At 73.9% G+C, this 15,066-nt stretch carries 11 protein-coding genes; 7 read left to right on the forward strand and 4 right to left on the reverse strand.

Going from position 1 to position 15,066, the window contains the following annotated elements; translation table 11 throughout:
* Positions 1 to 98 precede the first annotated feature (98 nt).
* The 7 genes from IHE55_RS21370 (at position 99) to IHE55_RS21400 (ending at position 10,009) form a co-directional block, all read left to right on the forward strand.
* Positions 99 to 713: a TetR/AcrR family transcriptional regulator gene (locus tag IHE55_RS21370; protein ID WP_307826899.1), complete on the forward strand. Its 615-nt coding sequence runs from the start codon at positions 99 to 101 to the stop codon at positions 711 to 713.
* Positions 714 to 1,048: 335 nt separating this feature from the next.
* On the forward strand, positions 1,049 to 2,719 hold the full coding sequence (gene cimA, locus IHE55_RS21375; RefSeq protein WP_232265653.1) for a citramalate synthase: 1,671 nt from the start codon (positions 1,049 to 1,051) through the stop codon (positions 2,717 to 2,719).
* 286 nt (positions 2,720 to 3,005) lie between these two features.
* Positions 3,006 to 4,349, forward strand: coding sequence for a hypothetical protein (locus IHE55_RS21380; protein WP_197990498.1), 1,344 nt, complete (start codon positions 3,006 to 3,008; stop codon positions 4,347 to 4,349).
* A gap of 297 nt (positions 4,350 to 4,646) precedes the next feature.
* The gene (locus tag IHE55_RS21385) at positions 4,647 to 5,168 is read left to right on the forward strand and encodes a hypothetical protein (protein WP_197990499.1); all 522 of its coding nucleotides are present in this window, start codon (positions 4,647 to 4,649) and stop codon (positions 5,166 to 5,168) included.
* Positions 5,168 to 7,636 carry a polysaccharide lyase 8 family protein gene (locus tag IHE55_RS21390; RefSeq protein WP_197990500.1) on the forward strand — a complete coding sequence of 823 codons (2,469 nt, stop codon included), beginning with the start codon at positions 5,168 to 5,170 and terminating at the stop codon, positions 7,634 to 7,636. Before IHE55_RS21385 ends, IHE55_RS21390 begins: the two co-directional genes overlap by 1 nt.
* 434 nt (positions 7,637 to 8,070) lie before the next feature.
* A complete protein-coding gene (locus IHE55_RS21395; RefSeq protein ID WP_197990501.1) occupies positions 8,071 to 9,654 on the forward strand; it encodes an acyl-CoA carboxylase subunit beta in 1,584 nt (527 codons plus the stop codon).
* Positions 9,655 to 9,778: 124 nt separating this feature from the next.
* The gene (locus IHE55_RS21400; protein WP_307826767.1) at positions 9,779 to 10,009 is read left to right on the forward strand and encodes an acyl-CoA carboxylase epsilon subunit; all 231 of its coding nucleotides are present in this window, start codon (positions 9,779 to 9,781) and stop codon (positions 10,007 to 10,009) included.
* A gap of 119 nt (positions 10,010 to 10,128) precedes the next feature.
* Here the strand turns inward: IHE55_RS21400 and IHE55_RS21405 are convergent, their stop codons facing one another.
* The 4 genes from IHE55_RS21405 to IHE55_RS21420 form a co-directional block, all read right to left on the reverse strand.
* Positions 10,129 to 10,707 (reverse strand): GTP-binding protein, encoded by a 579-nt coding sequence (locus IHE55_RS21405; protein WP_197990503.1) that lies wholly within the window; start codon positions 10,705 to 10,707, stop codon positions 10,129 to 10,131.
* Entirely contained in the window at positions 10,688 to 11,221 is a 534-nt protein-coding gene (locus tag IHE55_RS21410; RefSeq protein WP_372442776.1) for a DUF742 domain-containing protein, read from the reverse strand. The genes IHE55_RS21405 and IHE55_RS21410 overlap by 20 nt, the downstream gene beginning before the upstream one ends.
* Before the next feature lie 118 nt (positions 11,222 to 11,339).
* Positions 11,340 to 11,753 carry a roadblock/LC7 domain-containing protein gene (locus IHE55_RS21415; RefSeq protein WP_197992152.1) on the reverse strand — a complete coding sequence of 138 codons (414 nt, stop codon included), beginning with the start codon at positions 11,751 to 11,753 and terminating at the stop codon, positions 11,340 to 11,342.
* Positions 11,754 to 11,763: 10 nt separating this feature from the next.
* Entirely contained in the window at positions 11,764 to 14,790 is a 3,027-nt protein-coding gene (locus IHE55_RS21420) for a nitrate- and nitrite sensing domain-containing protein (protein ID WP_197990504.1), read from the reverse strand.
* Positions 14,791 to 15,066 lie beyond the last annotated feature (276 nt).

Raw genomic sequence — 15,066 nt, forward strand, 5'->3', positions numbered from 1 at the left:
GCGCCTGCGACACCCCGGCCGGGACCGCCCCGGCCGCCGGCCACGCCCCGGTGGACACGGCGGACCGGCCGGTGAGCACGAGTGAGGGAGGGTCGGTGGTGGCCGGTACGGCCCGTACCCCCAGGCGCCGGGCGAGCCCGCCGCGCGAGCAGGTGCTCGCCGCCGCCATGCGCACCATCGCCGAACACGGCCTGGCCGCCCTGACCATGGCCCAGCTGGGCCGCGAGGTCGGGATGAGCAGCGGCCACCTGCTCTACTACTTCCGCAGCAAGGACGAACTGCTGCTGCAGACCCTGATGTGGAGCGAGGAGCAGCTGGGCGCCGAGCGGCGGGCGGCGCTGTCCCGGCCGGTGTCCGTCCGGGAGCGGCTGGACGCCTTCGTCGAGCTGTACCTGCCGGACGCCGTCCGCGACCCGCGCTGGACGCTCTGGCTGGAGGTGTGGAACCGCTCGCAGGCGGCCGACGAGCCCACCCGGGCCCGCCAGCTGGAACTGGAGCTGGCCTGGCACCGGGACCTGGTGGCGCTGCTGGCCGAGGGGGCATCCCGGGGGGAGTTCGGGGCGGTGGACGCGGACCGGTTCGCGGTGCGCACCCGGGCCATGCTGGACGGCTTCGGCACCCACCTGGTGGTGGGGCTGCCCGGGCTGGACCGGGCGGCGGTGCTCGGCCACGTCCGCGAGTACCTGGACGGCTCGCTCACCCCGGCCGGCTGACGGCGGGGTGACCGGGCGGCCCGCCGGCCGCACGCCCGCCGCCCGCATCCTGAGACGGCCCGCGGACCGCCCCCGGGGTGTGGAAGGATGCGGCCTGTGCTCTCGTTCGCCATGATTATTGGCAGCAGGCGCGCCGGTCCGCAGTGACCGCCCCGTACGAACCGGTACGGCGCGGCCATCGTGCCCCCAGACCCGCGCGCAGACCTCTCGCACCCGCGAGGGGTCTTTTCGTTTCCCGGCCCGACCCCGCCGGGAACGGGAGCGCGAGGGATCATCGAAGGGCGCGGAACCGGGTATTCCGGTAGACCGAGATCCCAACCAGGAGTCAGATCAGCATGACGGACGCAAGCAACACCGTCCCGGGCGACGGCTCGCCGGCCGGCGCCGCCGCCCCCGCCTTCCGTCCGGTGGACGACAGCTTCCACGTCTTCGACACCACGCTGCGCGACGGCGCGCAGCGTGAGGGCATCAACCTCAGCGTCGCGGACAAGCTGGCCATCGCCCGGCACCTGGACGACTTCGGCGTGGGGTTCATCGAGGGCGGCTGGCCCGGCGCCAACCCGCGGGACACCGAGTTCTTCGCCCGGGCCCGTGCCGAGATCGACTTCCGCCACGCCCGCCTCGTCGCCTTCGGCGCCACCCGCAGGGCGGGCGTCCGTGCCGAGGACGACCCGCAGGTGCGGGCGCTGCTGGACTCCGGGGCGCCGGTGATCACCCTGGTCGCCAAGGCGCACGACCGCCATGTGGAGCTCGCGCTGCGCACCAGCCTCGACGAGAACCTGGCGATGATCCGCGACACCGTCTCCCACCTGCGCGCGCGGGGCCGCCGGGTCTTCGTGGACTGCGAGCACTTCTTCGACGGGTACCGCGCCAACCCCGGCTACGCCAAGCAGGTCGTCCGCACCGCCCACGAGGCGGGCGCCGACGTGGTGGTGCTGTGCGACACCAACGGCGGCATGGTGCCCGCCCAGGTGCACGCGGTGGTCGCCACCGTGCTCGCCGACACCGGCGCCCGGCTGGGCATCCACGCCCAGGACGACACCGGCTGCGCGGTGGCCAACACGCTGGCCGCCGTGGACGCCGGTGCCACCCATGTGCAGTGCACCGCCAACGGCTACGGCGAACGGGTCGGCAACGCCAACCTCTTCCCGGTCGTGGCCGCGCTGGAGCTGAAGTACGACCGGCGGGTGCTGCCGCCCGGGACGCTGACCGAGATGACCCGCATCTCGCACGCCATCGCCGAGGTCGTCAACCTCACCCCGTCCACCCACCAGCCCTACGTCGGTGTCTCCGCCTTCGCGCACAAGGCCGGGCTGCACGCCTCGGCGATCAAGGTCGATCCCGACCTGTACCAGCACATCGACCCCGAGCGGGTCGGCAACACCATGCGGATGCTCGTCTCCGACATGGCCGGGCGCGCCTCGGTGGAGCTGAAGGGCAAGGAGCTGGGCATCGACCTCGGCGGCGACCGGGAGCTGATCGGCCGCGTGGTGGAGCGGGTCAAGGAGCGGGAGCTGGCCGGCTACACCTACGAGGCCGCCGACGCCTCGTTCGAGCTGCTGCTCCGCGAGGAGCTCCAGCGGGCGGAGGAGGGGCGGGCCCGCCGGTACTTCCGGCTGGACTCCTGGCGCGCCATCGTCGAGGTCCGCCCGGACGGCAGCCACGTCAACGAGGCCACCGTCAAGCTCTGGGCCAAGGGCGAGCGCATCGTCGCCACCGCCGAGGGCAACGGCCCGGTGAACGCCCTGGACCGGGCGCTGCGGGTGGGACTGGAGCGCATCTACCCGCAGCTGGCCGGGATGGAGCTGGTGGACTACAAGGTCCGCATCCTGGAAGGCCGGCACGGCACCCAGTCCACCACCCGGGTCCTGGTCTCCACCACCGACGGCCGGGACGAGTGGTCCACCGTCGGGGTCGGGGACAACGTGATCGCCGCGTCCTGGGAGGCGCTGGACGACGCGTACGCCTACGGGCTGCGGCGGGCCGGGGTGAGCCCGCAGGAGTAGCGCCCCGCGCCGGGGCGGCCGGGAACCCCCGGGGCTGCCGGGACCCCGGGGCGCCCGGACGGTGGCGGCACCGGACGGTCCCGTGCGGCGGCCGAGGCCGGATGGTCCCGTGCGGCGGCCGAGGCCGGACGGGACAGGGCTGTGGCGCGGGCCGGCGGGGGGCGGGGGGCCGGCAGGGGAGCGGGGGGGCAGGACCGGGCGGCGGCTGGGGTCGGTGGCGGGCGGACCGCCGCCGGACCACCGCGCGACATGCCCTCTTTGCCCTCTTTCGGGTAGCGTCGAAGGTATGCGGAACCGGCTGTTCCCCCTCCTCGCCGGAGTGCTGCTGGCCCTCGCGGCGCTCCTGCCGTGGACGGCCGGCGGCGCCGCCGCCGCGGACACCGGTCTGGACGAGGCGGCCCGGGCCCTGCGGCAAGGCCCGGTCTACGTGGACCCCGGCGCCCGCGACCAGCTCTCGCGCTCCGAGCAGAACGCCCTGGCGGAGCGGATCCGGGACGCGGACAGGCCGGTGTTCGTCGCCGTGCTCCCGGAGGACGACCGGTTCCCCGCGGCGAACCTGCTCAGCGATCTGCGGTCCCGGACCGGGATCACCGGGGTGTACGCCGTCCGGCTCGGCGACGGCTTCGACGCCGGTGCCGACTCCTCGGTGATGTCCAACCGCGCCGTGGACAACCTCGTCCGCTCCGTGGAGCCGCCCGGCGGCCGGGACGCCGCGGGCCAGCTCGACGACTTCGTGGACGGAGCGCTGCAACAGGCCCGGGGCGACGCCCCGGCCTCCTGGGGCGGCGCCTCCCGGGACGCCACCATCGTCGGCGCCCTGGTCACCATCGGCATGCTGCTCGTCGTCGCCGCGATCGGCGCGTTCCTGGTGTCCTCCCGCCGGCGCAGGCGGCAAGAGGCGCAGGAGCAGGCCGCGCTGCGCAAGCTCCGGGTGGTGGTGGACGAGGACATCACCGCCTTCGGCGAGGAACTCGACCGCCTGGACTTCCACCCCGGCGAGCCGGGGGCCGACGACGCGATGCGCGCGGACTACACCCGGGCGCTGGACGGTTACGACGGGGCCAAGGCGGCGATGGCGGCCGCGCGCCACCCCGACGACGTACGGGCCGTCACCCGGGCGCTGGACGACGGCCGCCACGCGCTGGCCGCGCTCGCCGCCCGCCGGGCCGGGAAGCCGCCGCCCGAACGACGGCCCCCCTGCTTCTTCGACCCCCGCCACGGGCCGTCCACCACCGACGCCCGGTGGGCCCCGCCCGGCGGCGCCGAGCGGACCGTCCCGGTGTGCGCCGCCGACGCCGCGCGGCTGGCGGACGGCGAGGAACCGGCCGGCCGCACCGTGGAGACCGCGCGCGGCCGGGTGCCGTACTGGGAGGCCGGACCGGCGTACGGGCCCTGGGCCGGCGGCTACTTCGCCGCCTACGGCGGAGGTCTGCTGCCCGGCCTGCTGGTGGGCACCATGCTCGGCTCGATGCTCACCACCCCGGCCTACGCCGACACCGACGGCTTCGGCGGCGACTTCTCCGGAGGTGACGTCTCCGGCAGCGACTTCGACTCCGGGGACTTCGGCGGCTTCGACGGCGGCGGTGGTTTCGGCGGCGGTGACGGCGGGTTCGGCGGCGGCGACTTCTGAGGCCCCGCGCGGGCGCCGCCCGGCCCGGCTGCCGCTGTGCGCCGCCCCGCCCGGGCCCCCGCCGATCCGCCCGGGCCCTGCGACCCCGGACCCGCGTCGGCCCCCCGGCTCCCGCCCCCTCGCGGGCCGGCCGGCGCCGGGCCGTCACCGGCCGGCCGCACCCGCGTCACCCGGCGGAACCGTCCCGGCCGTCTTCGACGCGCCCCCTGGTCAACGCGCGTAGCAGCGGGCATCATCCTCCTGCTCCACCTGCACCACCGCCATCCGTCAGCATGGTTCCGGCAGGAGGATTCCTCGATGTCCCACCCGGTCCGGCACGTCCTCACCGTCCTCGCCCTGGTCATGGGCGCGCTCTTCGCCCCGGGCGTCGGCGCGCTCAGCGGCGGCCCGGCGCACGCCACCGTCACCGTCACCAAGCTCACCCACTCCCAGGCCACCGCGATGTTCCGCGAGGTGGGCATCACCTGGTCGTCCTCGGGCGGCTGCTCCGACCGCAACAACCCGACCTGCACCTCGTTCGAACAGCTCAACCTGGCCACCGCCCAGGGCGCCCAGACCCTCAAGCGGGCCAGCGGCTGCGCCCTGAACATCACCGGCGGCACCGAGACCGGGCACGCCGGCGGCACCTACAGCCACTGGAACGGCTACAAGCTCGACTTCAGCCCCTACACCTGCCTGAGCAACTACATCACCGGCACCTTCACCTACATCGGCGTCCGGGGCGACGGCGCGAAGATGTGGCAGTCCGGCTCCGGCAACGTCTACGCCCGCGAGAGCAACCACTGGGACGTGCTCTACTACAACTGCGGCGGCTGCTGATGTCCCCGGCCCGGTCCCGGCGGGACTTCCTGGCCACCACCGGCGCGCTCGGTCTCGGCCTGTCCCTCGCCGGACCGGGCCGGCCCGCCGCGGCCGGGCAGCGGGGCGCGCCCGGCACGGAGCCGCCCGCCGGCCCGTACGCCGCGCTCCGCCGCCGCTGGCTGGAGATCACGCTCGGCACCGGTTTCGACCCGGCCGCCGAGCCCTACGCCGCCCGGCTGGCGCGCACCGGGCGGCAGGCCGCCGCCCACCGCGCCGGCCTGCGGCCCGCCCCCGGGTCGCTCTGGCCCGACCTGCCCTACGACCCGCCCGCCGGCATCACCGCCAGCTACCGGCGGCTGGAGACCATGGCCCGGGCGTGGGCCCAGCCGGGCACCGGGCTCACCGGCGACCCGGGCCTGGCCGCGGACGTCACCGCGGGCCTGGACCACCTGGACCGCACCGTCTACCACCCGGGCACCACCCGGTACGGCAACTGGTGGGAGTGGCAGATCGGCAGCCCCCGGCTGCTGCTGGACACCCTGGCGGTCCTCCACGACACCCTGCCCCCGGGCCTGCGGGAGCGGGCCCTGGCCGCCGTGGACCACTTCGTCCCGGACGAGGTGCTGGGGGAGTACACCGGCGTCTCCACCGGCGCCAACCGGGTCGACCTGTGCCGGGTGGTGGCGCTGCGCGGCGTCCTCGGCGAGGCCCCGGCCAAGCTGACGCTCGCCCGCGACGCGCTCTCCCCGGTGTTCCCGTACGTCACCCGCGGCGACGGCCTGTACGCCGACGGCTCCTTCATCCAGCACACCCGGGTGCCCTACACCGGCACCTACGGCCAGGTGCTGCTGGACGGCCTCGGGCGGCTGTTCACCCTGCTGGCCGGCTCGCCCTGGGAGGTTACCGACCCGGGCCGGCACACCGTCCACGACGGCGTCGAACGGGCCTGGGCGCCGCTGCTGTACGACGGCCTGGTCATGGACAGCGTCTCCGGGCGGGCGGTCAGCCGCGGCGTGGTCCCGGACGACCCGGTCCGGTACGGCGACCACCAGCGCGGTCACCAGGTGATGGCGGCCATCACGCTCCTCGCCCTGGCCCTCGACGCCCCCGACGGGCCCGGTACGGCCGCCGGCGCCGTGCTGCGGGACCGCTGGCACGCGCTGGTGAAGGGGTGGATCGAACGCGACACCTGGCTGCCGGTGCTCACCGACCCCCAGTTCGACGTGGCCGACCTGGCGCGGCTGCACGCCGTCGCCGCGAGTCCGGTGCCGGCCGCGCCCGAACCGACCGGGCACCGGATCTTCGCCGCCATGGACCGGGCCGTCCACCGCCGCCCCGGCTGGGCCGTCAACATCGCCATGGCCTCCGACCGGATCGCGTACTACGAGAACGGCAACGGCGAGAACCCACGGGGCTGGCACACCGGTGCCGGGATGCTCCACTGGTGGGGCGGGACCGATCCGCTGAGCCGGCACGGCCAGTACACCGACGCCTTCTGGCCCACCGCCGACCCCTACCGGCTGCCCGGCATCACCGTCTCCGCCAAGCGGCTGGCCGACGACGAGGGCGGCGGCTGGGGCGAGCCCCGGCCGGACGCCCGCCGGGTCGGCGGCACCACCGACGGCGAGTTCGCGGCGCTCGGCCAGGACCTGCGCGGGCTGGCCGGCACCCTCCGGGCGAAGAAGTCCTGGTTCTGCCTGGACGACGCGGTCGTCTGCCTGGCGGCGGGCATCACCGCGCGGGACGGCACGGCCGTGGAGACCGTGATCGACCACCGCAACCTCGGCGCGGAGCCGGCGGCCGGCCCGGACCCCGGCGGCCCCGGCGCGGTGACCGTGGACGGCGTGGCGCAGCCGGACGGCACCGGCTGGAGCGCCACCTTCCGGCGGGCCCACTGGGTCCACCTGCGCGGCCACGGCGGGTACGTCCTGCCCGGTGGCGGCCGGCTGCACGCCCTGCGCGAGGCCCGCACCGGCGCCTGGCGGGACATCAACGACGGTGGCTCCCCGGAGCCGTTCACCCGCCGGTACCTCACCCTGCGGCACGACCACGGCACCGACCCGGTGAACGCCTCCTGCCTCCACCTGCTGATGCCCGGGGCGACGCCCGCGGCGGTCGCCGCCCGCGCCGCGGACCGGCACTGGCTGCGGGTGCTGGAGAACAGCGACCACCGGCAGGGGGTGCTCGTCGACCCGCTGGGCGTCACCGCGGTCAACTTCTGGCGGCCCGGCACCGCCGGACCGCTCACCGCCACCGCCCCGGCGAGCGTCCTGGTCCGCCGCACCGGCACCACCGCCGTGCTCTGCGTCGCCGAACCGGCGCGCACCGGCACCCCGCTGACCGTCGTCTGGCACCACCCGGTGCGCGCGGTCACCGCCCACGGTCCCGGCGTCGAGGTCCTGGCCACCGGCCGCGCGCTGCGGCTGCGGATCACACCGGGGACCGCGTGCGTCACCCACCGCTGTACGGTGACCCTGCCCGGCTGAGACCGGTCCGGTGCTGCCGTCGCCGGCCCGCGCCCGCCCCGTACGCGCCGCCCCGTACGCGCCGGCCGCCGGGCGACGCACCGCGCCCGGCGCCGCACGGCACCTCCCGGGGCCGGCCGGCCCGGGACCCACCGCGCAGCCCGGTGCCGGGACCGGCCCACGGGCCGCCGGAGGGCACGCCGGCCCGCCCACCGGGGCCGGCCCGCCCGCCCGCCGTCCGCCGCCCGTGTGCGCCCGTACGGGTGGTGAAGGCCGGTGAACCGGCAGATGGCCCGGCAGGGTTTGTGGGGTGCCGACAGAGCGGACTGGCCTTTGGTACAACAGCCGACGGCAAACCCACAGAGCAGTTCTGTTCTGCCTGCCCACCAAAACGCGTGTGACGTTGTATGAAACCGACATGCGTCTCCCGGGCCCCGGGCACGTACCGTCGTTCCATGACCAATCTCGAAGGTGCGCCCGAAGAGGCGAGTGACGTCCGCGGGCGCGTCGCCGAGCTGCACGCCATCCGCGAGCAGGTACGGCGCGGTCCGAGCGAGCGGGCGACCGAGGCCCAGAAGGCCAAGGGCAAGCTGACCGCCCGGGAGCGGATCGATCTGCTGCTGGACGAGGGTTCCTTCAACGAGGTGGAGCCGCTGCGGCGGCACCGGGCCACCGGGTTCGGGCTGGAGGCCAAACGGCCCTACACCGACGGTGTGATCACCGGCTGGGGAACGGTGCACGGCCGCACCGTCTTCGTCTACGCCCACGACTTCCGGATCTTCGGCGGCGCGCTGGGCGAGGCCCACGCCACCAAGATCCACAAGATCATGGACATGGCCATCTCGGCGGGCGCGCCCCTGGTGTCGCTCAACGACGGTGCCGGTGCCCGCATCCAGGAGGGCGTCTCCGCGCTCGCCGGCTACGGCGGCATCTTCCAGCGGAACACCAAGGCGTCCGGCGTCATCCCGCAGATAAGCGTGATGCTCGGGCCGTGCGCCGGCGGCGCCGCCTACTCCCCGGCCCTCACCGACTTCGTCTTCATGGTCCGCGAGACCTCGCAGATGTTCATCACCGGCCCGGACGTGGTCCAGGCCGTGACGGGTGAGAAGGTCACCCAGAACGGGCTGGGCGGCGCGGACGTGCACGCCGAGACCTCCGGGGTGTGCCACTTCGCGTACGACGACGAGGAGTCGTGCCTGGAGGAGGTGCGCTACCTGCTGTCGCTGCTGCCGCAGAACAACCGGGAGAACCCCCCGGTGGCGGAGTCCGAGGACCCGGTGGACCGCAGGGGCGAGGCGCTGCTGGACCTGGTCCCGGCCGACGGCAACCGCCCCTACGACATGCGCAAGGTCATCGAGGAGATCGTCGACGACGGCGAGTACCTGGAGGTCCACGAGCGCTGGGCGACCAACATCATCTGCGCCCTCACCCGGCTCGACGGCCAGGTGGTCGGCATCATCGCCAACCAGCCGCAGTCGCTCGCCGGGGTGCTGGACATCGAGGCGTCGGAGAAGTCCGCGCGCTTCATCCAGATGTGCGACGCCTTCAACATCCCGCTGGTGACCCTGCTCGACGTGCCCGGCTTCCTGCCCGGCGTGGACCAGGAGCACGGCGGCATCATCCGGCACGGCGCCAAGATGCTCTACGCGTACTGCAACGCCACCGTGCCGCGGATCTCGGTGATCCTGCGCAAGGCGTACGGCGGGGCGTACATCGTCATGGACTCCCAGTCCATCGGCGCCGACCTCACCTACGCCTGGCCCACCAACGAGATCGCGGTGATGGGCGCGGAGGGCGCGGCCAACGTCATCTTCCGCCGCCAGATCGCCGGCGCGGACGACCCCGAGGCGATGCGCGCCCGCATGGTCAAGGAGTACAAGTCCGAGCTGATGCACCCGTACTACGCGGCGGAGCGCGGGCTGGTGGACGACGTCATCGACCCGGCCGACACCCGTGCGGTGCTCATCCGGTCGCTGGCGATGCTCCGCACCAAGCACGCCGACCTGCCCTCGCGCAAGCACGGGAACCCGCCGCAGTAACGCGGCGGGCCGCGAGCCACGACGTCCGGGGCCGCACCGGGCGCCCGGCGCCGCACGGCGGAAGCCGTACCGGCGCCGGCGCCCCGCGGCCGTACCGACCCATCCGATGGAGACGAGAACCACCGTGAGCACATCCGTTGATCCCGCCGCCACGGCCGCCACGCTGGTCCGGGTGGAGAAGGGCCACGCCGGTCCCGAGGAACTGGCCGCGGTCACCGCGGTCCTCCTGGCCCGGGCCGCCGCCGGTGCCGCACACCGCACCGGCGCCACCGTCCGGCCGCGCCGCAGCACCGCCGGCTGGAGCCGGCCCGAGCGCCGGCCCGGCTTCCGCGCCCCGCACAGCTGGCAGATCTGATCCCCGCCGCGCCACGCGCGCCGCACAACGCACCGGGTCCCCGTCCTCCCACAGGAGGCGGGGACCCGGTGCGTCGCGCGCCGGCCCGGCCGCGGATCCCCGCGGCCGGGCGGACCGGCTCAGCGCAGCCGCGCCATCAGGGCGTGTTCGACGAGGGTGATGAGCGCGCTCTTGGCCTCGCTGCGGTGGCGCGCGTCGGTGGTGATGATGGGGGCGTCCGGGCCGATCTGGAGGGCTTCGCGGACCTCTTCGGGGGTGTACGGCTGGTGGCCGTCGAAGCCGTTGAGGGCGATGACGAACGGCAGGCCGCTGTTCTCGAAGTAGTCCACGGCGGGGAAGCAGTCGGCCAGCCGGCGGGTGTCGACCAGCACCACGGCGCCGATCGCGCCGCGTACCAGGTCGTCCCACATGAACCAGAAGCGGTCCTGGCCCGGGGTGCCGAACAGGTACAGGATCAGGTCCTGGTCGAGCGTGATGCGGCCGAAGTCCATCGCCACGGTCGTGGTGGTCTTGTCGGGCGCGTGCGTCAGGTCGTCGATCCCCGCCGAGGCCGAGGTCATCACGGCTTCCGTGCGCAGCGGGTTGATCTCCGAGACCGCGCCGACGAACGTGGTCTTGCCCACGCCGAAGCCGCCCGCCACCACGATCTTCGCGGAGGTGGTGGAGCGAGCTGCATCGCTAGAGCTTGCGAAGTCCACTGAGCACCCTTTCGAGCAATGTCACGTCAGGCTGTCCACCGGCGGACTCGTCGCCGCCGGGCTGATGGATGGCGACGAAGCCGGCCTCCGCCAAGTCGGCGACGAGGATGCGGGCAACGCCGAGGGGTATGGCGAGCAGTGCGGAGATCTCGGCCACCGACTTGATCTCCCGGCACAGCTGGCAGATCCGCTGGTGCTCGGGCAACTGGCCCTGCAGCTGGGACGGATCGGCCGTGGTGCTGACCAGCGCCTCGATGGCGAGCTGGTAGCGGGGCCTGGTGCGGCCCCCGGTCATGGCGTACGGGCGCACCAGCGGATGGTGCCCGGCGGCCGGGGACGGGTCCGCCGCCGGCGGATCGGTGTCCACGGGCCGGACCGGCTCCACGTACGGCTGGTGGCCACCGCCCCGGCCCGGCCCCCGGCTGCGCGGGGGCGGCGGGCCGGCGGTGGCTGGGGGAGGAGGGGAAGTTGAACCGGCGCAGCGGGGGGTTGTGCGGTGGCTGGTACCCCTGATCGGGCTGGTACGGGTATCCGCCGGGCGTCGTCTCCACGGGTCCTCCTCCAACTCGCCGGTTTTGCGGTCGCGCCACCGCACCCTATGGCGCGGTGGCGCTGAACGCACTGTCTCTTGGTCAGTTGAGAAGGCTGCCTTGCAGTTCTGCCCGCAGGTCGGGGGTGAGGACGTTGCCCGCGCGGTCCACGAGCAGTGCCATCTCGTAGCCGACCAGGCCGATGTCGCACTCCGGGTGGGCCAGGACGGCCAGCGAGGACCCGTCGGAGATGGACATGATGAAGAGGAAGCCGCGCTCCATCTCCACCACGGTCTGGTTGACCGAGCCGCCCTCGAAGATGCGGGAGGCCCCGGCGGTCAGCGAGGTCAGACCGGAGGCGACGGCCGCCAGCTGGTCCGCGCGGTCGCGGGGGAAACCTTCGGACATCGCGAGGAGGAGTCCGTCGGCGGAGACCACCACCGTGTGCGACACCCCGGGGGTGTTGTCCACGAAATTGGTGATCAACCAGTTCAGGTTCTGCGCCGCCTGGCTCATCGGGCTCACACTAACGCTCCTGATCGTAGGTGCTGCCGGGGCCGTAGCCCTGTTGGTCATGCTGGTCTTGCGAGGTGCTGCCGTCGGTACCCGCGGTACGGGCCTGCTGGACACCGCGCCGCAGGTTGCTCAGCCGCCCGCGCACGTCCTCCGGAGCCCGGGAGACCTGCGGACCGCCCGAGGACGACTGGGCCGCCGAACCCTCGATGAGGTTGGCCTTGGGAACCCGGCGGGGCAGCCCCGAGGAGGTGACCCCGCCCGCCTTCGGCTCCCGCAGCCGCTCGGCGCGCTGCCAGCGCTCGTCGTTCGGAGACGCCCACCGGGCGTTCTCCTCCGACGTGTCCCGGCCGGCCGCCGGCTCCTGCCGCTCCGGCGCCGCGGGCCGCTGCCCGGGCGTCCGCCCCGGGCCGAAGCCCGGCGCGTCCGCCGCACCGTCCCCGGGCTCCGGCCACTGCCCGGAACGCCGCGGCAGACCCGCGTCGGTCACCGGTGCGCCGTCGCTCGGGGAAGATCCCGGATGGGTGAACTCTACGCGCTCCGCCGGGACTTCGGGAATGCTGGGCATGGGTTCCGGTTGCGCACCGTACGAGGTGTCGTACGGAGTCTGATACGAACCGGTATCTGCCCATCCGGCCTGTGCCGCGGGGGAGTTGTAGTCGAAGTACGACTGTTGTGGATCTTCCGCCCGATCCGGGTATCCCGGTTCCGGATAGTCCGGCCCCGGGTAGCCCGCCGGGTCCGGCGCGGCCGGGCCGCCCTCCGGGGAGGAGGACGGGACCACCGGGTGGGCGCCGGGCGCCCCGGCCGCCTGCCCGGCGGCGTAGGAGGCGTCGTCGAACCCCAGCTCCGCGGCGGTCCGCACCGCCGGCGTCTGCTGGGTGGCGTACGGCTGCTCCGGCACGATCCGGGAGACCGTGAAGTCGTCCTCCGCCAGCTCCTCGCCACCGCCACCGTGGGTGATGGCGTCCGGCAGCATCACCAGCGAGGTGGTGCCCGCCTGCTCGCCCGAGGGGCGCAGCTGGACCCGGATGCCGTGCCGGTCGGCGAGGCGGCCGACCACGAACAGGCCCATCCGCTGGGAGATCGCCGCGTCCACCGTCGGCGGGTTCGCCAGCTTGTGGTTGATGTCGGCGAAGTCCTCCGCGGTCAGGCCGATGCCCTGGTCGTGGATCTCGATCATGACGCGGCCGTCCGGCAGCCGCGTCGCGGCCACCTCCACCTTGGTGTTCGGCGAGGAGAACGCGGTGGCGTTCTCCAGCAGCTCCGCCAGCAGGTGGACCAGGTCGGTGACGGCCCGGCCGTGGATCTCGCTCTCCGGCACCCCGGTGATCTCGATCCGCCCGTAGTCCTCCACCTCCGAGGAGGCGGCGCGCAGCACGTCCACCAGCGGCACCGGCTGGGTCCAGCGGCGGCCCGGCTCCTCGCCCGCGAGGATCAGGAGGTTCTCGCCGTTGCGGCGCATACGGGTGGCCAGGTGGTCCAGCTTGAACAGGTTCGCCAGCTGGTCCGGGTCGGCCTCGTTGTTCTCCAGGCCGGTGATCAGCTCCAGCTGGCGCTCGATGAGCCCCTGGTTGCGGCTGGAGAGGTTGGTGAAGATCGCGTTGACGTTGCCGCGCAGCAGTGCCTGCTCGGCGGCGAGCCGGATCGCCTCCCGGTGCACCTGGTCGAAGGCGCGGGCCACCTCGCCGATCTCGTCGCGGGTGGCGATCGGGATGGGCTCCACCCGGGTGTCCACCCGGCCGGGGTCGGTGCGCGACAGCTGATCGACCAGCGAGGGCAGCCGCTCCTCGGCCACCTCGGCGGCGGCCTTCCGCAGCTGCCGCATGCTGCGGCTCATGGCGCGGGCCATCATGCCCGCGATGACGAACGCGGCGAGCAGCGCGACCAGCACGATCGCGGAGGTGACGATGGCGTCGCGCCTGGCGTCCGAGGAGATCTGCGCGGCCTCGTCCACCGCCTTGTCGGCCAGGTACTCCTCCACCTCGCGGTAGGCGTCGAACTTGGCGGTGGCCGTCTCGAACCAGGTCTCCGGGGTGATGCCCTGCTCCTTGAGGGCGGACGCCTTCGCCTCGGTGTCCGCGATGGTGCGCACCATCCGCTCCATCGACGGCGGGGTGACGAACCGTTCCTTCCCGGCCGCCTCGGCCTCCTGCCGCTGCCGCTCGATCCGCTCCTTGAGCTCCTTGTCCGTGGTGGCGAGGGTCTCCTCCAGCCGCGCGACGTCGGCCTCCATACCGCCGGAGGAGAACTCGTCGAGCGCGATCTTCTCCAGGTAGGCGTACGAGGCGAGGGCGGTCAGCTGGGCCCGGCGGTCCTCCGCGGACGGCCCGGGCTTCACCAGCAGCTGGACACCGAGCGAGCGCTGAAGCGATTCAGCGGCCTGGGCCAGCGAGATCGCGTAGACGGTCCGCCCGTAGGAGGTGATGTTGCCGGTGCCCAGGCCCAGCTCGTTGGCGAACTCCATCAGCGGGTGCTGGACCTGGACGTAACCCTCCTGGGTCTGGATGCCGCCCAGCTCCGGGGTGTACGCGTTGCGGCGCAGCCCCTCCAGCTTCGGCTCGACCGCCTCGAACGCCTTCAGCCGGCGCTTGAGGCTGGCGGTGTCCGGCATGTCGGCGACCTGGCGGTGGAACTCCGCGGCCGCCGTGTCGGTCGCCGCGCGGGCCTGCTCCACCGCGCTGTCGTCGCCCCCGGCCAGCAGCGGCTCGGCGCTCAGGTCCCGCTCGTTCATCAGCGCGTGGCTGTAGCCGGCCGCGGCCCGCACCAGGCGGGCGGTGCGCTCGGCGTCCTGCGCCTGGCTCCAGGTCGATATGGACGACTCCACCTGGAGACCGCCGAAGACCAGGGCCACCAGGACCGGGATGAGCAGAATGGCGTTCAGACGGGTGGGTACCCGCCAGTTGGCGGGGGACAGACGTCCCGCCTTGTCGATGGGGGCGGGGTTCTCCGGCACCTCGGCGGGCGATGCCGCGGTGCGCGGCGGCGGGGTGAAGTTCCCCCTCGCCTGCTGTGCGGAGTCGGGCTTGCTTCGCCTCACTCGACCAACAACCTCTCGGCGTCGGCACCTGGTGTCGTGCCGTTCTCAGCTGAGCCCTTACTGCCCAGTTCAGGGAATTCCAGCACGGGGGGCGTGCGCATTCCAAACACCCGCAGCCGGGCACCCGGAGTGACCAACCGCGGGGACGAAAAGGGCATCGGGGTCGAGAGATTGCAAAAAGCCGGGACATTGGCTGCGCTGTGAAACAACCTGTGCGCGAAGCGTGCCCGATGGGGGATTTTTCTTGCGTCGAAACGTTATGAACCCCCCGGGCGG

It is taken from the genome of Streptomyces pactum, from assembly GCF_016031615.1.
GTDB lineage: Bacteria > Actinomycetota > Actinomycetes > Streptomycetales > Streptomycetaceae > Streptomyces > Streptomyces pactus.